The following is a 21,808-nucleotide window of genomic DNA, read 5'->3' as shown; positions in this document are numbered from 1 at the left end:
TCCGTTCTTTGCAAGGGAGGGAGAGAAGGTGGGGCGCACAATTAGAATTGATATTACAAATAAAGTTGTAGCTAAATTTAGGCAAGATTATTTGGAATTATATACGAGTAAGTTTATGATAGGTAAGTTTTATGTCTATACTGAAGATAAACAATATGTGTTAGAAGACGGATATATATATGAAGATGGAAAGTTTTATCGCATCATAGATACGCACCGTGGCAATAAACAAGCGGCGGAGGGCTGCGATCTAGGATGGTGTTAACATGATTCGTGTGAAAGTGTTTGATGAAAGTCATGAAAAAGACTTAGAAGAAGCTGTAAATGTATTTTTGAAAAAAATTGATGATGGAAATTTTGTAGATATAAAGTATCAAGTTGGTGTTTCAATTAACGATGATGAAAATCAAATTTATTGTTTTTCAGCGATGATTGTTTATAAAGCATAAAAAAGAGCTGGGGAGCCAGCTCTTTTTTATGCTTTATGTTGGGACAACATGTGTCGGTAAAATATTCATAATAGATTGTGTTGCGCCTGTTTTCTTTTCCGTTAAAAGAACTTCTCCTGTTTTATGCTCCTGAGCATCAGTGCACATACCGAGGTGATAACGATCACCTAAAAATGGATCAATATAAAAACCATTTTTGAATACTTTATCATTTGGATGTTTTTCATGGTGAATTTCAGAACAGTTAATGCAATAGAACATAGCTTTCATCTCCTTTTTATTTTTGTTAAAAAAAGTGGGTAGGTAGTCATTTCGCTCCTAAGGAAATGTTGAGGAGAAGAGAAATAACTACCTACCCAAATGGCGGGCATACTCCTTCTAGTTTTACATATCTCGTGTATTGTCCCCGAGGGAAGGAGGAGAGACGAAGTACAGATGAGATAAGTTAGGCGCTTCTCTCAATATGAATGACGGAGTTTCATGTTGAGGGAATTTTCTATTTTTCATTGCCTTTGTGAGTATATTATGAAGGAATGCTGAGAGGGTGTTTGTCCTGTTGAAAAAATGTTGAGAATTTCTCAACAGTGAAAAAGAGCCTTTCTTGACATGAAACCAAAAGGTGTTATATTGTTAATGTGAAACTAAAAGGTGTTATATTTTGATGCCGAATAAAGGAGATATAAAATGGAACAACAAAATACATTAAATGATATTAAACAAACAATCGTTTTTGACGCGCCTATTCAAAAAGTATGGAATGTAGTATCAACTGCAGAAGGGATTGCGTCATGGTTTATGCCAAATGATTTCGAATTAGAGGTAGGACATGAGTTTCATGTGCAATCACCTTTTGGACCATCACCATGTAAGGTGTTAGAGATTGATGAACCAAATCATTTATCTTTCTCATGGGATACGGATGGCTGGGTTGTTTCATTCATTTTGAAAGACTTAGGAGATAAAACAGAATTCACGTTAATTCACGGCGGCTGGAAACATCCTGATGAAATTCTTCCGAAAGCAAATGCGAAGAGCTCTATTATTCGCGATAGAATGAATGGTGGCTGGGTAGCGATTGTAAATGAAAAACTGAAAAAGGTTGTCGAAGGTTAAATGTCCTCGTCAGCAGCGAGATATGACGTATTTCAAGCAATTGCTGATCCAACCCGCCGAGAAGTGTTACGGTTATTAAGTGATAAAGAGTTACCGATTTCAAAAATAACGGATCATTTTTCGATGAGCCGTACTGCAGTTGTAAAGCATCTTCATATTCTTTCAGAAGCGAATTTAGTGAGTGGAAGAAAGAGCGGAAGAGAAAAGATATACCGTTTACATCCAGAGCCGTTAGAAGAATTACAGCAGTGGCTCTCGTATTATGAACGATTTTGGGATAATAAATTGTCCATGCTGAAGCATATTGTGGAGAATGAAGAGTAGATTTTATGCAAAGAGGATGACCAAAATGGTCATCCTCTTTTTATTGTTCACTTGTTTGTTTAGCTGGCTTTAATAGGATCCAAGCGATAATTAATGTGAATACCGCTAATACGAACGTGCTCATATAAATGACGTGTACACTTGATGCTAATGCGGATTGTGACTCGGTTGCTACGTTTGCTGTAGCTCCTCCATGTCCGCCAGAAGAAACAAGATCAAGATTTTTAATGCCACGTGCATGAATCATCGTATTGAAGATCGTTCCGAAGATTGCAGCGCCTAGTGTTTGACTAAATGTATTAATAAATGTGTTTAAACCAACTGCCGTTCCGCGCGTATGAGCCGGTACAGCTGCTTGAATTGTTACCATGTAAATTGGTGTAACAAGCCCCATTCCTAAGCCGAATAATCCGACTGCAACATAAATAAGGAATGATGGTGAATCTGTTGATAATGTAAATAATAAGAAAGTAGCAACTGATAAAATGCTAGCTCCAAGTAAAATAATTTGTTTCGTTTGTAACTTGCCAACTAAGTTACCGGAGAACATAGCACCGAATGTCCACATAACAGGAATCGGCATTAAAATGAGTCCAGCTTCTGTCGCATTTTTTCCTAAAACACCTTGGCTCCAAATTGGAAGATACACTGTAATACTAATAATCATTGCGCCAGCAATAAGTGTTAGTATGTTTATTGTAGATAATGTACGGTTAGAGAAAAGTGCTAGCGGAATTAATGGTTCCGGAGATTTTTTCTCGATGTATAAGAAAATAATGAATGAAACAGCGGCAAAGATTAATAGGCCGATAATTGAAATGTCTCCCCAGTTTTGCTTACTGCTACCTGTTAATAATGCGTATAGCAGAGCGATTGTACTTAATGAGAAAACTGTCGCACCAAGATAGTCGATATGTTGCTTAGCGGCGGACTTAACAGATTCCTTATAAGAAGTGGCAAACATTAAGCAAGCGATAATTCCAAAAGGAACGTTTAAGAAGAAAATATAGCGCCAAGAAAGAGAATCAACTAAAAATCCACCTACTAACGGCCCAATAACACCAGATACACCCCAAACGGCACTCATCCAGCCTTGTGCTTTCGCGCGGTCTTTCGCTTCGCTATATAGATCTCCAATAATCGTCATTGTGATTGGCATAACAGCACCAGCCCCTATACCTTGAAGAGCGCGGAAGAAGATTAATTGTTCCATTGATGTAACGACTCCGCAAAGTGCAGAACCGATTAAGAAGATTGTTGCTCCGATGAGCAGAACTTTTTTACGGCCGAATAAATCAGCTAGCTTTCCGTATATTGGAGTCGAAACAGCTGTTGCAAGCATATAGATTGCATATACCCAACTAACAAGTTCGACGCCTGACAAATCACTCGTTATACGAGGGATCGCTGTACTAACAATCGTTCCTTCTACCGCAGAAAGAAACGTCATTAGCATTAAAGATATCATGACTTTTTTTCTCATTTGTTTTCCCCTTATCCTTTTTCGAATATTCAACAATATAAAATATAAAGGTACTAAGGTATATAAAGCAACAAAAAAGCAATGGGAAGTTAGGAGGAAGATATATTTTTGAAGAAACGGTCGATATATTTAAAGTATCGCCGATATAATTTCATGCGCCTATAAAAAAAGAAACAGGAGTCCCTGTTTCTTTTTTTAGTATTGCATTTTCGCATTTTGTCCTGCTGTTGTTCCGGCAATTCGGCCAGTAACAAGGGCAGATGTAATGTTATAGCCGCCAGTATAACCGTGAATATCAAGAACTTCTCCGCAGAAGTATAAACCATTCGTGAATTTCGAAGCCATTTCTTTCGGGTTAATTTCTTTAACGGATACCCCTCCGCCAGTAACGAATGCTTTTTCAATTGACTGCGTACCATTTACATGGACGGTAAATTCTTTAAAGTCTTTCACAAGTGCGCGAATCTTCTCATGAGAAATTTGTCCAGCTTGTTCGCTACCGTCAATTTCATTTTTTTCTAATAAGAATAGGAAGTAACGTTCAGGAACATAGCCTTTTAAAACGTTTTTAATTCCTTTTTTCGGATCTTCTTTCATTTGTTTCAGCATGCGCTGGAACAGTTGCTCACTATTTTCTTCTGGCAATGCATCGATACTCATGTGCACTGTGTTCGTTTTAAACTTTTTCATCGCTTTCACAACGAATTGGCTACAGCGAAGAGCAGCAGGACCAGATAGGCCGAAGTGAGTGAAGAGCATGTCCATTTTATGAGAAATGATAACTTTTCCTTTCGGATTTAATACACTTAAGTTTACATCTCGTAAAGCAAGACCTTGTAATGTGCGGTCACGAATAAACGGTTCGTTTGAAAGAATTGGTACTTCTGTTGGGAAAAGTTCTGTAATTGTATGCCCAGCTTTTTCAGCCCAAGCGTATCCGTCTCCAGTAGAACCAGTTTGAGGAACAGATTTTCCGCCAACAGCGATAACGACGTGATTCGTTTCTAACACTTCACCTGTTTGCAGAATAACAGCCTTCGTTTGACCGTTTTCATATTCAATCGTTTCAACAGGCGTATTCGTACGTATTTTCACACCTAAGTCTTTTAATCGTGTTAACAGTGCATCTACAACAGATTGCGCTTTATTTGATACTGGGAACATGCGGCCATGATCCTCTTCTTTCAGTTTTACACCGAGATTTTCGAAGAATGTAATAATATCTTCATTACTGAAAATAGAAAAAGCACTGTATAAGAAGCGACCATTTCCAGGTATATGTTTAACGATTTCATCAAGTGGTAGACGGTTCGTTACGTTACAACGACCACCACCAGAAATCGCAAGTTTACGTCCTAGTTTATTTCCTTTATCAAGAAGTAAGACGCTTGCGCCTTCTTCAGCAGCACCGATTGCAGCCATTAGCCCTGAAGGACCGCCACCGATGACAATAACATCATAATGCATAATATATCGACCTCATTTTCTACATTTCCTGCCTAAAAGAATAGCATGTTTTCCCTTAAAAGAAAAATAGAGTGAAGTACTGCTTAAGAGGAGAATTGTGGTACAATACAAAAGTTAGAGTTCAGCATTATCCTGCTATTTATGGGCAATAAGACTACTACCTTAAGATTTAGGAGAAGTAAAGAGGGAGTTAAAGCGGCCTGTAAATGCTCGAATGGTTAGTAGGAGGAGAGTCTCCCACTAATTAAAGTTTCACTTTATGTAGATGTAGGAGGATTTTTGTATGTCCGATTCAAAATTTCTGCGCGGAACGCTTATTGTGACGTTAGGGACATTTTTAGTAAAGTTCTTAGGCATGATTTACGTCTTTCCGTTTCATGCATTAGTAGGCACAGAAGGCGGAACGCTCTATACATATGGATACATTCCATATACGATATTTTTAAGTATCGCAACGGCAGGGGTGCCGCTTGCTGTTTCGAAGTTTGTTTCCAAATATAATGCACTTGGAGATTATAAAACGAGTCGGAGAATGTTCCGCTCGGGAATGGTTATGATGATAGTAACAGGAGTTCTTTCCTTCTTAGTACTGTACATGACCGCACCATTATTTGCAGAAGCAATGCTTGGTAAACAAAGTTTACAAAATAAGATAGAAGAAGTTACGACGATTATTCGCCTCGTAAGTTTTGCGCTTATTGTTGTGCCGGCAGCAAGTTTGATTCGTGGTTATTTCCAAGGCCACCAATCGATGGGACCGACTACGGTTTCACAAATTATTGAGCAAATTATTCGTATCGTCTTTTTATTAGCGGGTAGTTTCATCGTTATTAAAGTACTTGGCGGTACAGTAGCAACGGCAGTTGGTGTTGCGACATTCGCTGCATTCGTTTCAGCAGTTGGAGCACTTGGCGTATTAATTTGGTACTGGTTAAAACGTAAAAAATATTTGGATCAATATTTAATTGAGCAAACTGTGCCAGAATCAACGGTGAGTACCGCTCAATTGTTTAAAGAGTTGTTTGCATATGCAATTCCTTACGTTGTAATTGGATTAACAATTCCTTTATACCAACAAATTGATACATTGACATTTAACTCTATTATGCAGGCGATTGGTCAAGGGGATATCGCAGAGCGAGCGCTTGGTATTTTCACGATGTGGACGCATAAATTAATTATGATTCCAGTATCACTTGCAACAGCGTTTAGTTTAACGCTCGTACCAGCGATTACAAAGTCGTTTACTGAAAAGCAATACCGTTATTTGAAATTACAAATTACACAAACATTCCAGGCGAATATGTTTTTAACATTGCCAGCAGTTATCGGTATTTCTACACTTGCGTATCCAATTTACACTGCTTTCTACGATTCAGATCCACTAGGTGGACAAGTATTAATGTGGTATGCACCAGTTGCATTGTTATTCGCTTTATTCACAGTAACAGCAGCTATCTTGCAAGGGATTAACAAGCAGAAACATGCGGTTATTGCGCTTGTGATGGGTGTTATTTTGAAATTTGTATGTAACGTAATCTTTATTCGTTATTTCGGTACAGTTGGGGCGATTTTAGCTACTGCAGTCGGTTTCTTAGCTTCCGTATGGTATACGAATAGACAAATCAAAAAACACGCACACTATTCATTTGGTGTTGTATATAAGAGAACATTCCAAATTGCAGTATTAACACTTGTAATGGTTATTGCTGTAAAACTATCACAATGGCTTCTATCTTTCATGATTTCGCCTGATGGCCGTATTGGTGCTCTTATTACAGTTGCGATTTGTGCAGGTATTGGTGGCCTTGTTTACGGATTGTTAGCGATTCGCACAGGAGTACTAGAAAGAGTATTTGGCGGAGAAGCTTTAGAGAAAATCCAGCGTAAACTTGGTAGTAGATTCAAAATAAAGTTGAAATCAAAAGGGGCGTAAATACGTCCCCTTTTCTTATGATAAATAAAGAAGGTGAAGAACATGAGATTAGATAAATTATTAGCGAATATGGGACACGGAAGTAGAAAAGAAGTAAAGAAATTACTGAAAGACGGCGTTGTGAAAATTGATGGAGTACCAGTGAAAGATGCGAAGTTTCATGTGAATGTAGAAGAGCAAGAGGTCATGATTCACGGTGAAGTTGTTGAATATAAAGAGTTTGTTTATTTAATGATGCATAAACCACAAGGTGTTATTTCAGCGACAGAAGATGATAACCACGAAACAGTAATAGATTTATTAGAATTAGAAGATGCGATTTTTGATCCATTCCCTGTTGGAAGACTTGATATTGATACAGAAGGTTTCTTATTGATCACAAATGACGGGAAGTTAACGCATCAACTATTATCTCCGAAAAAGCATGTGCCAAAAAAATACTATGCACACGTTTCAGGAGTTGTAACGGAAGAGGATGTAAAAGAATTCGCTAAAGGTGTTATTTTAGAAGATGGCTATGAAACGAAGCCAGGCGAACTTACAATTTTAAAGAGTGATGATATTTCTGAAATTGAGCTCGTGATTACAGAAGGAAAATTCCATCAAGTGAAGCGTATGTTTGAAGCGGTAGGTAAAAAAGTAGTGTATTTAAAGAGAACAGAGATGGGACCTTTAGTGCTAGATGAAGAGTTAGAACTTGGGCAATATCGTGAATTAACAGATGAAGAAGTAGAAATGTTAAAAACATATCAAGTAGATAACGAAAAGTAACACCAATTTCAGAGCATAGAAAAGACCCCTTTCTAATGAGTTAGAAAGGGGTATGTATTTATTTACATACAATTATTTTTTATTATGAGGTCATTCTCACTTTCTTTCCTGTCGTTGTCCACTTGCCGCGGCAAGGGCTATACACGAGTTCATTAAACTGCAACACATTTAGATCACGTTGTATCGTTCGCGGTGTGATCCCGAACTCATCTACAAGGTCTTTCGTTGTTACCGTACCGTTTTCATTGATGTACATATAAATTGATTTAATGCGTGTTAGCATACGAGTAGTTGTAGGTTTCAAGAGAAAACCGCTCCTCTACTAGTTTTTTTGACCCCATTCAGGAAAGAAGGTCGTTACTACCATTGTACTCTACATGATAAAATTCATGCTTTAATCTACTTAAATTTTACAAAAGTTTAACAAATATTCATATAGAAAAATATTGGTAGTTGACATTGTATATTTAGTCAGTCAACTAACTCATAAATTTCTACGTAAAACGCCAAATTCCTGCAAATTTTTTTGAGAAAATAAAAGAAAAACTAATAAGAAATATCCGAAAAATTAAAATTGTTCGTTATTAGATTTTCATGTATGGCATAAGAGATTTTCGTTTGCTATGATGAAAGAGACAATATAGTGAAGGATGGATGCGTGATGTCAACGATTAATTGGACAGAAGAAGTTACAAAACGAAAAGATGATTTAATTCGTGATACACAACAATTTTTGCAAATTAAAAGTGTATGGGAAGAAGAATCTGCGAAAGAGGGCGCGCCATTTGGTGAAGGTGTAGAAAAAGCTTTATCTTTCATGTTACATAAAGGAGAAGCAGAAGGTTTCACTTCTAAAAATTTAGAAGGGTATGCAGGTCATCTTGAAATGGGACAAGGAGAAGAATTAGTAGGTATTCTTTGTCACGTTGATGTTGTACCAGAAGGAGATGGCTGGACAACTCCAGCGTATAGTGCGGATATTCGCGACGGGAAGATTTTTGCACGCGGTGCAATTGATGATAAAGGGCCGACGATGGCAGCTTATTATGCGATGAAAATCGTTAAAGAATTAGGCTTACCTCTTTCAAAACGTGTTCGTATGATTTTAGGAACAGATGAGGAAAGTAATTGGAAGTGTGTAGATCATTATTTTAAAAATGAAGAAATGCCAACAATCGGTTTTGCGCCGGATGCAGATTTTCCAATTATTAATGCGGAAAAAGGAATTTCTGACATACAAGTTGTGCAAAATGGTAGCGAAGAGAAAGAAGGCACATTTAAGCTTATTTCATTTGAGTCAGGTCGTCGTTTAAATATGGTTCCTGATTTTGCAGAAGCAGTTATTACAGGAGAAAATGTAAATGCACTTACAGTAGCATATGAAGAGTATTTACAAACTGCTAAAAAAATAGGTAAAGCAATTGTAGAAGGAAATACGGTGACGTTGCAAATTAAAGGGATTTCAGCTCACGGATCTACTCCGGAAAAGGGAGAAAATGCAGGTTTATTATTGGCAAACTGCTTAACGAAAGTTTCTCTTGATGGAAAAGGGGCTTCATTTGCATCGTTTGTAACAGAAACATTTACAGGTGATATTTTTGGAGAAAAAGCTGGTATTTCTTATAAAGACGATATTAGCGGCCCGTTAACAGTGAATGTTGGTCGCCTGTCTTACTCGCAAGAAAACGGTGGTAATTTAGGATTAAATGTACGCTATCCAGTTACGACTAACTTTGAAGAAACGATTGCAAAGTTAAAAGAATATGTTGGTACTCATGGATTTGAAGTAGCGGATTATTCTAACTCTCGCCCGCATCACGTTGACAAAGATCATACGTTAATTCGTACTTTGCAACGCGTATATGAAGAACAAACTGGTGAAAAAGCTGAATTGTTAGCAATTGGCGGTGGTACTTATGCTCGTTCATTGAAAGCTGGCGTTGCATTTGGCCCGTTATTCCCAGGAAAAGAAGAACTTGCGCATCAAAAAGACGAGTACATTGAAATTGAAGATTTATTAAAAGCAACAGCGATTTATGCGCAAGCGATTCATGAATTAGCGAAATAATGAGAGGCCGTCCCAAAAGGTTTTTTGGGACGGTTTTCTGTTAGGAATAGGTTGCTTTTATTGTTGTATTTTGTTGTTAAGTCGATATTTCTTGTCGAAACGTCGATATGATTTCATTTATTATCGCGATCTTAACCAAGAAGAAAATAAATCTATTCAAAGGTTAGACTTTTTGGATGGTTCCCTTCTTTTTAGCTGAATGAGATAAGCAAGAAAAGCAACAATAACATAAAGGAGACGATGTAGATGGTGCCGCATTATTTTGTCGCAGTAACTTTACCACGTCATATAAAAGAAGTGCTCTCTAATTATAAAGAGGACATGAAGGATGAATTGCCATTTCGCTCGTGGGTACATGAAGAAGACTATCATATTACACTTTCATTTTTAGGAAGTGCGACAGAGGAACAATTAGAAGGAATAAAGAATGGATTACAAATGCTTACAGAAACAAAAGAACTATCGTTCACGTTACAAGGATTTTCAACGTTTGGCCTAGAAGAAGAGCCACGTATTTTTTGGGCGAAGGTAAGTGAGAATAATGATTTGGTTCAGTTGCAAAAACAAGTGCATACAATTTGTGAAGAAAATGGTTTCTCTCTAGAGACACGTCCTTATCATCCACATATTACTGTTGCGCGTAAATGGGCAGGAGGAAAAGTATTTGATCTGACAAATGTAAAAGATTTACCCGTAACATCATTTCAAGCAGATACGATTACTTTGTATGAATCTCACGTTAAGGAAACGCCGAAGTATAAATCGATTACTGAAATAAAACTACAAACATAGAATGTATGAAAACGTTTTTTATACAGGTGAATATACTATAGGGAATAATGTGTTACTGTATAGAGCTTCGCTGATAAGAAAACCCTTATCATTTGCAGCTCATTTCATTTTAACTTTAAGAATGATGGTGATTTTTTATGTTGAAAGTAAAACGTCCATTTGATGCCTATTTAGATGAAATGAATAAAATTACAATTTTGCTCCCGCATGCGTATGGAACAAGCCGGACATTTCGTTTACAAGAAGGAAGCAATGTGAAAGAGTTACCGATTGTTCATACTATTGCTCTTCCAGATGCAACGAAGTATGAATGTTTTATAGAAGAGCCGCTAGATGTGGGGAAGTATTATACAGTACGGGATGAACGGAATGAAGAAACAGATTTACAAATAGGCGCTGTGATTCGAACAGTAGTTTTCGATGAAAAATATTATTACGAAGGTACCGACTTAGGTGCTGTGTATAAAAAAGAAGAAACAATATTTAAAGTATGGGCTCCGACCGCAAGGCTTGCGAAAGTACGGATTTATAAAAGTGATAAAGAATATGTTGATTATGAAATGTACAGAGAAGAAAACGGAGTGTGGATTCATACATTACAAGGTAATCATGATGGAGCACGATATACATTCCTTGTTTGTATTAATTTAATATGGAATGAAGCGGTTGATCCTTACGCAAAGTCAGTGACTGTAAATGGGAAATACGGCGTTGTTATCGATTTGGAAAAGACGAATGTAACAAAACGAGAGAAATTATCACCATTACAGTCAATGACAGATGCCATATTGTATGAACTGCATATTCGTGACGCTACTATTCATCCAAACAGTGGAGTGAATAAAAAGGGAACATATAAAGGATTGATGGAAGAAGAGACAACGGGACGAAATGGGACATTAACAGGATTGGCTCATATAAAAGATTTAGGCGTTACACATGTTGAACTATTACCTTTACATTGTTTTGGTGGTATAGATGAAGTGAATCCTGCTTCCGCATATAATTGGGGATATAATCCATTATATTACAATATACCAACAGGGTTTTATGTTACAAACCTTTCTGATCCGTATAACAGGATAGTAGAGTGTAAACAACTAATTGAAACATTTCATGATCACGGCATCAGGGTGATTATAGATGTTGTATATAATCATGTTTATGAAAGAGAATTATCATCATTTGAGAAGCTTGTCCCGGGATATTATTTTCGTCATGGGGAAGATGGTATGCCTTCTAATGGGACGGGAGTTGGAAATGATATAGCATCTGAACGGAAAATGATGAGGAAATTTATTATAGAATCTGTTTTATATTGGCTTACTGAATACAATGTTGATGGATTCCGATTTGATTTAATGGGGATTTCAGATGTTGAAACGATGAATGCGTTAGAAAAAGAAGTGCGAAAAATAAAGCAGGATGCGCTGTTATTAGGTGAAGGATGGGATTTACAAACACCGCTTCCTCTTGAAGAGAAAGCGACGTTAAATAATGCGAATAAAATGCCATATATCGCACAGTTTAATGATCAATTTCGTGATGGAGTAAAAGGAAGTACTTTTAATATAAATAAACGTGGCTTTGCATTTGGTGGGCATGTAGACTGTAATCATTTGCAGTATGTAGTAGCTGGTAGCCTTTTAAGTATGAAAGAAACAGGATTGTTCCTAGAGCCAGTACAAAGCATCAACTATGTAGAATGTCATGACAATATGACGATGTGGGATAAACTAGTGCAAAGTAATCCAGAATCAGAAGAAATTTTAAAAAGGCGTCATCGCTTAGCAACTGCAATGGTTATTCTTTCACAAGGGATTCCTTTCTTACATGCTGGGCAAGAGTTTTATCGTACGAAGCAAGGAAATGAAAATAGTTATAATGCAAATGATGAAATCAATCGATTAGATTGGGATCAAAAAGAAAAAGAGATGGAGACAGTTAACTATATAAAAGGTTTAATTGCGATTCGGAAGGAGCATGGGGCATTCCGATTAAAAAGCGCGGACCTTATAAAAAAGCATATGACTTTTTTGCAAACATCAAAAGAAGCACTTGCATACCATTTGCGAAATGTAGAATCTTTCGGACCATGGAAAGAGATTGTTGTGCTATTCAATAGCGGTTTGGAAGCTAAAACGGTGCAGCTTCCAAAAGAAGAAACGTGGCATGTGTTAGCAAACGAAAAGCAAGCAAAAATAGAGCCAATTTCTTCATTTAGAGGAAAGGAACTTCAATTGGCTCCAATTAGCACGTATATATTGACGATAATGTGACAAATCGCTACTTGACGATGAGAATGTAATAAATGTAGAATTGACAAAGGTGACGATTTTGATAAGTTGTCATTCTATGAGTGATTTTGTAAAATAAACTAGAAGAACAGGTGATTTATCCTGTTTTCGGCTTATGCTAAGTTTTTTTCATTCAAATACAGTAAAATATATGAATCCACAACATGTGTAGAAATGTTGCGGTTTTTCTTTTCATAACTATAAAAGATAAGGATTTGTTAACGGGTAATGAATATGGAATGGTTGGAACAATTATTAGGAAAAGAGTGGAGTCTTATACCGGCTGGTGGAGTAACGGGCGATGCATATATTGCGCAAAACGGACAACAAAAGTTATTTTTAAAGCGGAATACATCGCCCTTTTTAGCGGTATTGTCAGCAGAAGGAATTGTTCCAAAATTACTTTGGACAAGAAGGGTAACGAACGGTGATGTAATTTCTGCTCAAAAATGGCTTCCGGGACAGAAGTTAGAGCAAGAGGATATGAAACTAGAACGTGTTGCGAAACTTTTGAAGAAAATACACTCCTCTAAAGCGCTTGTGCAGATGATTCAAAGGCTAGGAAAGCAGCCGCTTCATGGGCAAGAGTTGTTACAACAATTACAGCTCGTTTTAAGAGGAGATATAAGAGTTGATGAAACAATTCAGCAAGGTCTTCAATATTTAACGGAGTCATTAAAAGATATTGAGTACAATGAATTCGTTGTATGCCATTGTGATGTAAATCATAACAATTGGATATTGTCGGATGAAGATGAATTGTTTTTAATTGATTGGGATGGAGCTGTTATTGCTGACCCAGCTTTAGATCTTGGTATGTTATTATATTGGTATGTTCCGCGCCATGAATGGAGTGAGTGGCTCGGATATTATGAGGTTGAACTAGATGAATCATTGCTTAGGCGTATGAGATGGTATGTGATAGCACAAACGATTTTATCTATTCAATGGCACACAACAAAAAAGCAGCAAGCAGAAGCTAAATATTGGCACCAATATTTACAGCAACTACTTGCTTCAGAATAATACTTAAGAAAAATTGTCCATTCCAGCAATCCACTGAGTAAGTTGTTCTTGATTATTGGAAATATGGTTGTCCAAATTAGAGGAAGATTTACCCGATTGACTATAAGAATATACATCGTTTAGCATTGCTTTAGCGTCACTACTTATACTATCGTTTGCGAGTAACGATTGAATGAGGCGCTCTAATTGCTCGCATTCAGAAACTGTCCCGCAGCAATCACTTTGATGATTGATTAAAATATCTTTTAACACTTCTAATTGATGCTGTTGATTAATTGGCATGAACGGATCATCCTTTCGAGTGTTTTTCTCTCCCTAGAAATGTAAGAGAAAAAGCTGTTTCGTCATGGAATGTTTAATGCTTTATGTAGTTTTTATCAAAATGGTACATCTTATACTTGAAAGAAACGGACCGAGTGCTCGTACGTACTTGGTTTTTTGTTTGATAGATTGATTAAAACAGAAAGAAGGAATTTTTCCTTTAAAATAGTTTTGTAAAGAGAGGGAGACATCTATGCGTTTAAGACATAAGCCTTATGCAATGGATCGAATTAATGAGTATTCACATATCGTAATTGGAAAACCAGAGGAGAGCGCTGGTAACTGGAAAGAAATATTTGGAAATGAACAGCCGATTCATATTGAAGTAGGTACAGGACGTGGCCGCTTTATGTATGATATGGCAAAAGCAAATCCGCATATAAACTATATTGGAATTGAAAAATTCACAAGTGTTGTTGTAGATGCACTTGATAAATTAATTGAAGAAGAAGTACCGAACTTAAAGTTAATTAATAAAGATGCTGAAGATTTAACAGTTTTCTTTGCGAAAGGTGAAATTGACCGCGTTTATTTAAACTTCTCAGATCCATGGCCGAAGAATCGTCATACGAAGCGTCGTTTAACGTATAAAACATTTTTACGCAATTATGAAGAAGTGTTAGTAGATGGCGGAGAAATTCATTTCAAAACTGATAACCAAGGTTTATTTGAATATTCTATTATGAGTATGGCTGAGTATGGTATGTTATTAACTTACCTTAGCCTAGATCTTCATAATAGTGATTATGAAGGAAACATTATGACAGAATACGAAGAGAAATTCTCTAGTAAAGGTCATCGTATTTACCGAGTTGAAGCAAAATATCGTACGGAGCCTATGCAGTAATGCATAGGTTTTTTATATGAAAAATAATCGGAATATTATGTTAAAATTAAATAAAAAGGGGGATTGGATATGGAACAGTTACAAATTGGAAATATAAAAGTGACGTGGCTAAAAGGCGGGAATACACATTTAGATGGAGGCGCGATGTTTGGAGTTGTGCCAAAAGTACTTTGGTCACGCAAATATAAACATAATGATACAAATCATATTTATTTACGAACAGATCCGTTACTCTTGCAAGCGAAAGAAGGAAACATGCTTATTGATGCAGGGATAGGGAACGGTAAATTGAATGAGAAAATGAAGCGGAATCAAGGTGTAACAGAAGAATCATCAGTTAAGGAATCTTTAGAAAAACTGGGACTGCGTACTGAAGATATTCATTATGTCTTAATGACACATCTGCATTTTGACCATGCATCTGGTTTAACAAAATGGGAGGGAAATCACCTTGTTCCGGCGTTTCCGAACGCAACGATTTATGTAAGTGAGACTGAATGGAATGAAATGAAAAATCCCAATGTTAGATCGCGTAATACATATTGGAAGGAAAATTGGGAGCCAATCGTTGATAAGATTGTTACGTTCAGGCAAGAAATAGAAATTACGGATGAAATAAAAATGGCGCATACAGGTGGTCATAGTGATGGACATGCCGTTGTCATTCTTGAAAGTCAAAGTGAAACGATGCTTCATTTAGCGGATATTTTACCGACGCATGCACATCAAAATGTATTATGGGTAATGGCATACGATGATTATCCGATGACATCGATTGAACATAAACAAAAGTGGATGAAGTACGGTGCTGAAAAAGAGGCGTGGTTTACTTTTTATCATGATGCATATTACCGTGCAGTAAAGTGGAATGAGGAAGGGCATATAGTGGAAAAGATAGAGAGAAAAACGATTGTAGAAGCTTAAAAAAGCTAGTAATTACTAGCTTTTTTTTATGCTGCTATAACTTCTAAGACAGTGCCTGTTTTAGCATCAACTAAAAATTCAAATCGTTCTTGTATTTCATCTAACATCGTTGTAAGACCGCCGCGATAAACTTCGTACGCGACATCATATTTTTCAAATGTCTCTGGAACCATATGTACCCAAGAGCCAGTAATTTCACCTTTATGACTTAATGCTTGTTTCACCATTTTCAATGCTTTTTCTGAAGAAATATGGGATTGTTCTTGTACTTTGTTTGCAACGAAATAACCAGCTGCGAACCCAACGCCAAGACCTGTGACTAAACCTTTCCAGCTCATATATTCACCTCAATTCTGTAAAATAAAAATAGTGTACCAATAATAATTATAATGCAAATGCAACTAAAAAAGAAGAAACTAGAAACATTTCGAAAATTTCGTTACAATAAAAGAGGTATTCTACTAAGGTTTGAAAGAAGGGGACTTCGTGAATAAAGAGACATTACAATTATTTCGTACGTTAACAGAATTACAAGGTGCATCAGGTTTTGAACATGATGTGCGCCGTTTTATGAAGCAAGAATTAAGCAAATATGCTGATGAAATTGTGCAAGACGGTTTAGGTAGCGTATTTGGTCTGAAAAAAGGGGACGAAACTGGCCCGCGCGTTCTTGTAGCAGGTCATATGGATGAAGTAGGTTTCATGGTTACGCAAATTACGAAAAATGGGATGCTTCGTTTTCAAACGTTAGGTGGCTGGTGGAGCCAAGTACTATTAGCTCAGCGTGTACAAGTTATGACGAAGAATGGTCCTGTTATTGGGGTTGTTGGTTCTATTCCGCCTCATTTATTAAGTGATGTGCAACGTGCAAAACCGATGGATATAAAAAATATGTTAATTGATATAGGTGCAGATAGTTATGAAGATGCGATTGAAATTGGCATAAAGCCAGGGCAACAAATCGTGCCAATCTGTCCATTCACGCCGATGGCAAATGAGAAGAAAATTATGGCGAAAGCTTGGGACAACCGCTATGGATGTGGCCTTGCTATCGAATTGCTAAAAGAATTAAAAGATGAAACATTACCAAACACATTATACTCTGGTGCGACTGTACAAGAAGAAGTAGGTCTTCGCGGAGCACAAACTGCTGCAAATATGATTCAACCAGATATTTTCTATGCGCTTGATGCAAGTCCAGCAAATGATGCATCTGGTGATAAAACGCAGTTCGGTCAATTAGGAAAAGGTGCTCTTCTTCGTATTTATGACCGCACAATGGTAACACATAGAGGAATGCGCGAATTCATTTTAGATACAGCAGAAACACATAACATTCCGTACCAATACTTTATTTCACAAGGTGGTACAGATGCGGGCCGTGTACATACAAGTAACTCTGGTATCCCATCAGCAGTAATTGGTGTTTGTGCACGCTACATTCATACACATGCTTCTATTTTACATGTTGATGATTATGCGGCAGCGAAGGAATTAATTACGAAGCTTGTGAGAGCGACGGACAAAACGACGTTAGAGACAATTAAGAATAACGCGTAGAAAGGAAGGGCTGAAGAGCCTTTCTTTTTTTTAGGTAGGAGAGATGGCCCAGCGATGAGTGGTAGCGGTTAGTGCTTAATTGGTGCTCGAATGATGTATTAAGACCGCGGATAGGAAAAGAGGGGAAGGCTGTTTTGGGAAAACCTTTTCTTTTTTTAGGCAGGAGAGATGGCCCAGCGATGAGTGGTAGCGGTTAGTGCTTAATTGGTGGTCGAGCGATGCATTTAAACCCCGGATAGGAAGAAAGTGGGAGACTGTTTTTGTGTTCGGAGCTGAAAATATTGTGGAAAGCTACTTTCTTTTTTTGATGGGAGAGATGACCCAGCGATGCGTGTGTGCGGTCAGTTGCACTACGTATAAGCCCCAGTCATGAAGACCGATTTGGTGTTCGAGGCTAGTATTAGGATAGAATAATGAATTTATATAGAGGTGAGTGAAATGAAGGTAGTAGTTGGATCGAAGAATAAAACGAAAGTTGGGGCTGTGGAGAAGGTTTGGAAAGATGCTGAAATTACATCTCTTTCTGTTCCGTCAGGAGTAGCAAACCAGCCTTTCTCAGATGAAGAGACGATGCAAGGAGCAGTAAATAGGGCGAAGAGAGCGTTACAGGAAGGTGAAGCTCATATCGGCATTGGGCTAGAAGGCGGCGTTATGAAAACGGAGCAGGGGTTATTTATGTGTAACTGGGGTGCTTTAGCGACGATTGACGGTAAAACATTTGTAGCAGGTGGGGCACGTATTAAGTTACCAGACGATTTTTTAGCACCGCTTGAAGAAGGAAAAGAGCTAAGTGAAGTGATGGAAGAGTTTGTAGAGCGAAAAGATATTCGTAGTCACGAAGGTGCTATCGGTATTTTTACAGATGATTATGTCGACCGAACGGAATTATTTGTACACGTTGTTAAGTTACTTATTGGACAATATAAGTATGATGAAAAGCAAGCATAAACCTTGCACCATGCGCGATGTATGGTAGTATAAAGAAAAGATTATAGTGTGAAAAAAGTGCACTCGTTAGAGGAGGAAATATAGATGAAATCATTAGAAAGCATGGAACAATTCCAAGAATTAAAAAATGAAGAGAATGTAGTCTTCATGTTCTCAGCAGAATGGTGCCCAGATTGCCGTTTCGTTGATCCATTTATGCCAGAAGTAGAAGAGAAGTATAGTGATTTCTCATTTTACTATGTAGATCGTGATGAGTTTATTGATCTATGCGTGAAAGTAGACGTATTTGGCATTCCAAGCTTTGTAGCGTACAATAAAGGTGAAGAAACTGGACGCTATGTAAATAAAGATCGTAAAACACAAGAGCAAATCGAAGAGTTTATTGAAGGTTTAAAATAAGACAATTAGCCAATTGAATTGTAAAAACAACCTCTACCTTCGCGGGGGAGGTTATTTTTTTGGAAGGGAGGAAAAAGAGATGAAAATGACAAGTAAAAAGATGAAAGACGAGTTAATGAAGAAATTATCTCGACCAGAATGGGACTTTCATTATGATAGCGAGAAAGAAGTTCTTCGTATTGAACAAATAGACTCGAAAAAAGGTATTAACGTATCACTTCCAGGAGTAGTGGCAAAGTGGGAAGTGAACAAAGAAAAAGCGATTGAAGAGGTCGCTTATTACGTACAAGAAGCGCTAATTGCAATGCATAAAGAAGAAAATAGCACGGCGAAAATTTTACCTGTTATTCGCTCTACTTCTTTCCCGAAACAATCAGAAGAAGGAAATCCGTTTCTTATGACGGACCATACGGCGGAAACACGTATTTACTATGCGCTAGATTCTAATAAAACGTATCGATTAATTGATGAGCACTTATTGCAAAAATTAGAGCTTACAGAGGAACAAGTACGTGAAATGGCATTATTTAATGCTCGCTCATTAGGTTATGAATTTAAGCAGGACACAGTAGCAGGTAATACATTCTACTTTTTAAACACAAATGATGGATACGATGCGAGTCGTATTTTAAACGAATCGTTACTACACTCGATGCGTGAAAAGATCTCTGGTGATATGGTTGTTGCAGTTCCTCACCAAGATGTATTAATTATTGCTGATATCGTCAACGAAATCGGTTATGATATTATTGCACAAATGACAATGAAATTTTTTGCCGAAGGGCATGTTCCGATTACATCACTTTCATTCGTATATGAAGATGGGGACTTCGAACCAATCTTTATTTTAGCGAAGAATCGGAAGAAGACAGATGGAAAAGAGAAAGGATGAACGAAGTGAACGTTTTTTACAACCTTGAAGGAATTGGTGACACTTTAATTGTTACCTTACAAGATATTACTTTAGAAAACCGTACATTTGACCGCAAAGGAGATGTTGCTCGCGTTTATGATCGTGAAAGCAACGTAACAGGAGGATTCAACATCTTTAATGCGTCTTCTTATGTAGAGGTAACAGACAACGGAAACGTTACATTAACAAAAGAGTTTGTTGAAAAAATTAACGACATTTTAGCAAAGAACGGCTTTGAAGAAAAAGTGGAAGCTGATTTCACGCCGAAATTTGTTGTAGGCTATGTAGCTGAAAAAGAGAAGCATCCAAATGCTGATAAATTAAACATCTGTACAGTAGAAATCGGTACAGAAACATTACAAATCGTATGTGGTGCACCAAACGTTGATGCAGGACAAAAAGTTGTCGTTGCGAAAATCGGTGCTGTAATGCCAAGCGGTATGTTAATTAAACCAGCTGAACTTCGCGGTGTTCCTTCTTCTGGAATGATTTGCTCTGCACGTGAATTAGAGCTTCCAGATGCTCCAGAAGAAAAAGGTATTCTTGTATTAGAAGACAGCTTTGAAGTTGGACAAGAATTTAAATTTTAATTGATATTAGAAAAGTAGCCTCGCATACGTGAGGCTACTTTTTTTGTGCGGAATTCCTAGCATTGTAACGTTTCCTCTCAAAATCTATATTGTATTTTAAAAATATATTAGGTAAAATTTAGAAAAAAGAAGGGGATAGACGTATGAAACAACAACCAAAAATTGCAGAACTTCTGAAGCGAATTGAAACTTCAAAACAGCAAGATATCGAGTTAGGTTCCTGTGAAATATATTTATTTAGCGAAGATGAATTAGAAAAAGGACAAATCGGTTACCGATATGATAAACATAAAAATTCATTAATAAGTAAAGAAAGTGGAAAATGGCAAGAAGGATGGATTGTTATCGGATATGAAACGGATATGGGAGATCCTGTTTTCGTTAATGTAGCTGAAGATACTTACCCTGTTTATACAGCTGAGCGCGGTACGGAAACGTGGCAACCGATTTATATCGGAAATATGGATGATATTATAAAAATACTATAAGAAAATGCTTTGAGCCCGGTGCAAAGTGATAGGAGAGAAAAATGAAGTATATAAAAATAATGTGCGCTATTGCAGTCATTGGAATATATTTGGGAGGTTGTTCACAAGAACAACCGAAAAAAGAAACAACATCTTCTGTACAAGAAAAAAACAACGATAAAAAAGAAGACGCACCGGTAGAAAAGCAGCAAGAAGAACAAGAAAAGAGAGAAGAACCGCAAGCAATTCAAACGAATGAACAAGTTGAACTTAAGCAGGAGGAAGTGTCGGCCAAAGAAAAGACAGAGGAAATCCCGCTGGCACAGACGACTGAACAGCCCGTACAAAATAATGAACAAAAAGTAGAGAGTGATGAGAAACAAGAGAAGTTTCTCGTCGTTATTGATCCGGGGCATCAACAAAAAGCGAATTTAAATTTAGAGCCAATTGGTCCAGGAGCAACTACGCAAAAATATAAAGTAACAGACGGAACAACGGGAGTTGTAACGAAAAAGAGGGAATCAGTTCTTGTATTAGAGATGGCTTTTATATTGAAAGAAAAACTGGAAGCAAAAGGTATACAAGTATTGATGACAAGAACGTCACATGAGGTTGATATAAGTAATAAGGAACGAGCGGCATTCGCGAATGATCATAAGGCGAATTTATTTTTACGTCTTCACGCGGATGGTTCTGAAAATCCAAACCAAAGTGGGTTCGCTGTATTGACGCCAGCAGAAGGAAATCAATATACGAAAGAAATCTATGCTGAAAGTCTTCAAGTCTCTCAAACAATTGTAAACAAAATGAGGGGAAATCATCAGGTGAAAGTAAATGGAATTAAATTTCGAGATGACCTTTCTGGATTTAATTGGTCAAAAGTACCTGGAGTACTATTAGAACTCGGATTTATGTCAAACCCAGAAGAAGACAAAAAATTATCAGACCCACAGTATGTAAATTCTTTATTACAAAGCGTGACGGATAGTGTAGATGAATATCGGAAAAATAAAGCTTAAATTGCAGTCTTATATGGAAGGCTGCTTTTTTCTATATACAAAACACTCGTAAATTAGAATATTATGGATAAAGTTAATATGCTTAATTTTACCT

At 37.1% G+C, this 21,808-nt stretch carries 25 protein-coding genes; 19 read left to right on the top strand and 6 right to left on the bottom strand.

Features of this window, described 5'->3' with window-relative positions; translation table 11 throughout:
* Positions 1-28 precede the first annotated feature (28 nt).
* Positions 29-265 (top strand): DUF2553 family protein, encoded by a 237-nt coding sequence (locus EXW56_RS22535; protein ID WP_002089059.1) that lies wholly within the window; start codon positions 29-31, stop codon positions 263-265.
* A 1-nt stretch (position 266) separates the two neighbouring features.
* Positions 267-449, top strand: coding sequence for a sporulation protein Cse60 (locus EXW56_RS22530; RefSeq protein ID WP_002112353.1), 183 nt, complete (start codon positions 267-269; stop codon positions 447-449).
* A 33-nt stretch (positions 450-482) separates the two neighbouring features.
* Here EXW56_RS22530 and EXW56_RS22525 read toward each other — a convergent pair whose 3' ends face one another.
* On the bottom strand, positions 483-710 hold the full coding sequence (locus tag EXW56_RS22525) for a DUF3973 domain-containing protein (RefSeq protein WP_002199108.1): 228 nt from the start codon (positions 708-710) through the stop codon (positions 483-485).
* A gap of 423 nt (positions 711-1,133) precedes the next feature.
* Here EXW56_RS22525 and EXW56_RS22520 point away from each other — a divergent pair, with 423 nt between their 5' ends.
* The gene (locus tag EXW56_RS22520; RefSeq protein ID WP_002112351.1) at positions 1,134-1,562 is read left to right on the top strand and encodes an SRPBCC family protein; all 429 of its coding nucleotides are present in this window, start codon (positions 1,134-1,136) and stop codon (positions 1,560-1,562) included.
* A complete protein-coding gene (locus EXW56_RS22515; protein ID WP_002112350.1) occupies positions 1,563-1,886 on the top strand; it encodes an ArsR/SmtB family transcription factor in 324 nt (107 codons plus the stop codon). It begins immediately after the preceding gene.
* A 40-nt stretch (positions 1,887-1,926) separates the two neighbouring features.
* Here the strand turns inward: EXW56_RS22515 and EXW56_RS22510 are convergent, their stop codons facing one another.
* Together EXW56_RS22510 and EXW56_RS22505 are read right to left on the bottom strand one after the other, a co-directional pair.
* Positions 1,927-3,369 (bottom strand): MDR family MFS transporter, encoded by a 1,443-nt coding sequence (locus EXW56_RS22510; protein WP_098988470.1) that lies wholly within the window; start codon positions 3,367-3,369, stop codon positions 1,927-1,929.
* A gap of 195 nt (positions 3,370-3,564) precedes the next feature.
* On the bottom strand, positions 3,565-4,836 hold the full coding sequence (locus tag EXW56_RS22505; RefSeq protein WP_215596956.1) for a BaiN/RdsA family NAD(P)/FAD-dependent oxidoreductase: 1,272 nt from the start codon (positions 4,834-4,836) through the stop codon (positions 3,565-3,567).
* A gap of 283 nt (positions 4,837-5,119) precedes the next feature.
* On the opposite strand from EXW56_RS22505, the gene EXW56_RS22500 reads away from it, so the two are divergent.
* Together EXW56_RS22500 and EXW56_RS22495 are read left to right on the top strand one after the other, a co-directional pair.
* On the top strand, positions 5,120-6,772 hold the full coding sequence (locus tag EXW56_RS22500; protein ID WP_002112344.1) for a putative polysaccharide biosynthesis protein: 1,653 nt from the start codon (positions 5,120-5,122) through the stop codon (positions 6,770-6,772).
* A 42-nt stretch (positions 6,773-6,814) separates the two neighbouring features.
* Positions 6,815-7,543 (top strand): pseudouridine synthase, encoded by a 729-nt coding sequence (locus EXW56_RS22495; protein WP_002199110.1) that lies wholly within the window; start codon positions 6,815-6,817, stop codon positions 7,541-7,543.
* An 82-nt stretch (positions 7,544-7,625) separates the two neighbouring features.
* On the opposite strand, the gene EXW56_RS22490 is transcribed toward EXW56_RS22495, so the two are convergent.
* Positions 7,626-7,847 carry a DeoR family transcriptional regulator gene (locus tag EXW56_RS22490; RefSeq protein ID WP_000805512.1) on the bottom strand — a complete coding sequence of 74 codons (222 nt, stop codon included), beginning with the start codon at positions 7,845-7,847 and terminating at the stop codon, positions 7,626-7,628.
* A gap of 357 nt (positions 7,848-8,204) precedes the next feature.
* On the opposite strand from EXW56_RS22490, the gene pepV reads away from it, so the two are divergent.
* The 4 genes from pepV (at position 8,205) to EXW56_RS22470 (ending at position 13,726) form a co-directional block, all read left to right on the top strand.
* A complete protein-coding gene (gene pepV / locus EXW56_RS22485) occupies positions 8,205-9,611 on the top strand; it encodes a dipeptidase PepV (protein ID WP_098988468.1) in 1,407 nt (468 codons plus the stop codon).
* 246 nt (positions 9,612-9,857) lie between these two features.
* Entirely contained in the window at positions 9,858-10,403 is a 546-nt protein-coding gene (gene thpR, locus EXW56_RS22480; RefSeq protein WP_002199112.1) for an RNA 2',3'-cyclic phosphodiesterase, read from the top strand.
* 137 nt (positions 10,404-10,540) lie between these two features.
* On the top strand, positions 10,541-12,682 hold the full coding sequence (gene pulA / locus EXW56_RS22475; RefSeq protein ID WP_252197275.1) for a type I pullulanase: 2,142 nt from the start codon (positions 10,541-10,543) through the stop codon (positions 12,680-12,682).
* Between the two features lie 246 nt (positions 12,683-12,928).
* A complete protein-coding gene (locus EXW56_RS22470; RefSeq protein ID WP_002112337.1) occupies positions 12,929-13,726 on the top strand; it encodes a phosphotransferase family protein in 798 nt (265 codons plus the stop codon).
* A gap of 3 nt (positions 13,727-13,729) precedes the next feature.
* Here EXW56_RS22470 and EXW56_RS22465 read toward each other — a convergent pair whose 3' ends face one another.
* Positions 13,730-14,008, bottom strand: coding sequence for a YtzH-like family protein (locus tag EXW56_RS22465; protein WP_002112336.1), 279 nt, complete (start codon positions 14,006-14,008; stop codon positions 13,730-13,732).
* 232 nt (positions 14,009-14,240) lie between these two features.
* Between EXW56_RS22465 and trmB the strand changes: the two genes are divergently transcribed.
* Both trmB and EXW56_RS22455 read left to right on the top strand, forming a co-directional pair.
* On the top strand, positions 14,241-14,894 hold the full coding sequence (gene trmB, locus EXW56_RS22460) for a tRNA (guanosine(46)-N7)-methyltransferase TrmB (protein ID WP_002112335.1): 654 nt from the start codon (positions 14,241-14,243) through the stop codon (positions 14,892-14,894).
* 69 nt (positions 14,895-14,963) lie between these two features.
* Entirely contained in the window at positions 14,964-15,818 is an 855-nt protein-coding gene (locus EXW56_RS22455) for a YtnP family quorum-quenching lactonase (protein ID WP_215596955.1), read from the top strand.
* A gap of 26 nt (positions 15,819-15,844) precedes the next feature.
* Here the strand turns inward: EXW56_RS22455 and EXW56_RS22450 are convergent, their stop codons facing one another.
* Positions 15,845-16,156, bottom strand: coding sequence for a PepSY domain-containing protein (locus tag EXW56_RS22450; protein ID WP_002112333.1), 312 nt, complete (start codon positions 16,154-16,156; stop codon positions 15,845-15,847).
* A 148-nt stretch (positions 16,157-16,304) separates the two neighbouring features.
* On the opposite strand from EXW56_RS22450, the gene EXW56_RS22445 reads away from it, so the two are divergent.
* The 7 genes from EXW56_RS22445 (at position 16,305) to EXW56_RS22415 (ending at position 21,714) form a co-directional block, all read left to right on the top strand.
* Complete coding sequence (locus EXW56_RS22445; RefSeq protein ID WP_098988477.1) at positions 16,305-17,378, top strand: M42 family metallopeptidase; 1,074 nt, start codon at positions 16,305-16,307, stop codon at positions 17,376-17,378.
* A 438-nt stretch (positions 17,379-17,816) separates the two neighbouring features.
* On the top strand, positions 17,817-18,326 hold the full coding sequence (locus EXW56_RS22440) for a DUF84 family protein (RefSeq protein ID WP_215596954.1): 510 nt from the start codon (positions 17,817-17,819) through the stop codon (positions 18,324-18,326).
* 84 nt (positions 18,327-18,410) lie between these two features.
* Positions 18,411-18,725 (top strand): thioredoxin family protein, encoded by a 315-nt coding sequence (locus EXW56_RS22435; protein WP_002015619.1) that lies wholly within the window; start codon positions 18,411-18,413, stop codon positions 18,723-18,725.
* Between the two features lie 79 nt (positions 18,726-18,804).
* Complete coding sequence (locus EXW56_RS22430; RefSeq protein ID WP_215557566.1) at positions 18,805-19,617, top strand: DUF1444 domain-containing protein; 813 nt, start codon at positions 18,805-18,807, stop codon at positions 19,615-19,617.
* On the top strand, positions 19,614-20,228 hold the full coding sequence (gene ytpR / locus EXW56_RS22425) for a YtpR family tRNA-binding protein (protein WP_002112328.1): 615 nt from the start codon (positions 19,614-19,616) through the stop codon (positions 20,226-20,228). Before EXW56_RS22430 ends, ytpR begins: the two co-directional genes overlap by 4 nt.
* Positions 20,229-20,371: 143 nt before the next feature.
* Positions 20,372-20,716 carry a hypothetical protein gene (locus EXW56_RS22420; protein WP_002199117.1) on the top strand — a complete coding sequence of 115 codons (345 nt, stop codon included), beginning with the start codon at positions 20,372-20,374 and terminating at the stop codon, positions 20,714-20,716.
* A 41-nt stretch (positions 20,717-20,757) separates the two neighbouring features.
* The gene (locus tag EXW56_RS22415) at positions 20,758-21,714 is read left to right on the top strand and encodes an N-acetylmuramoyl-L-alanine amidase (protein ID WP_002199118.1); all 957 of its coding nucleotides are present in this window, start codon (positions 20,758-20,760) and stop codon (positions 21,712-21,714) included.
* Positions 21,715-21,808: the final 94 nt, after the last annotated feature.

The sequence above is a fragment of the Bacillus mycoides genome, from assembly GCF_018742245.1.
Taxonomy (GTDB): domain Bacteria; phylum Bacillota; class Bacilli; order Bacillales; family Bacillaceae_G; genus Bacillus_A; species Bacillus_A cereus_U.
The sequence above is the reverse complement of the archived record's forward strand: the minus strand, read 5'-3'. Positions and strand labels throughout refer to the sequence as shown.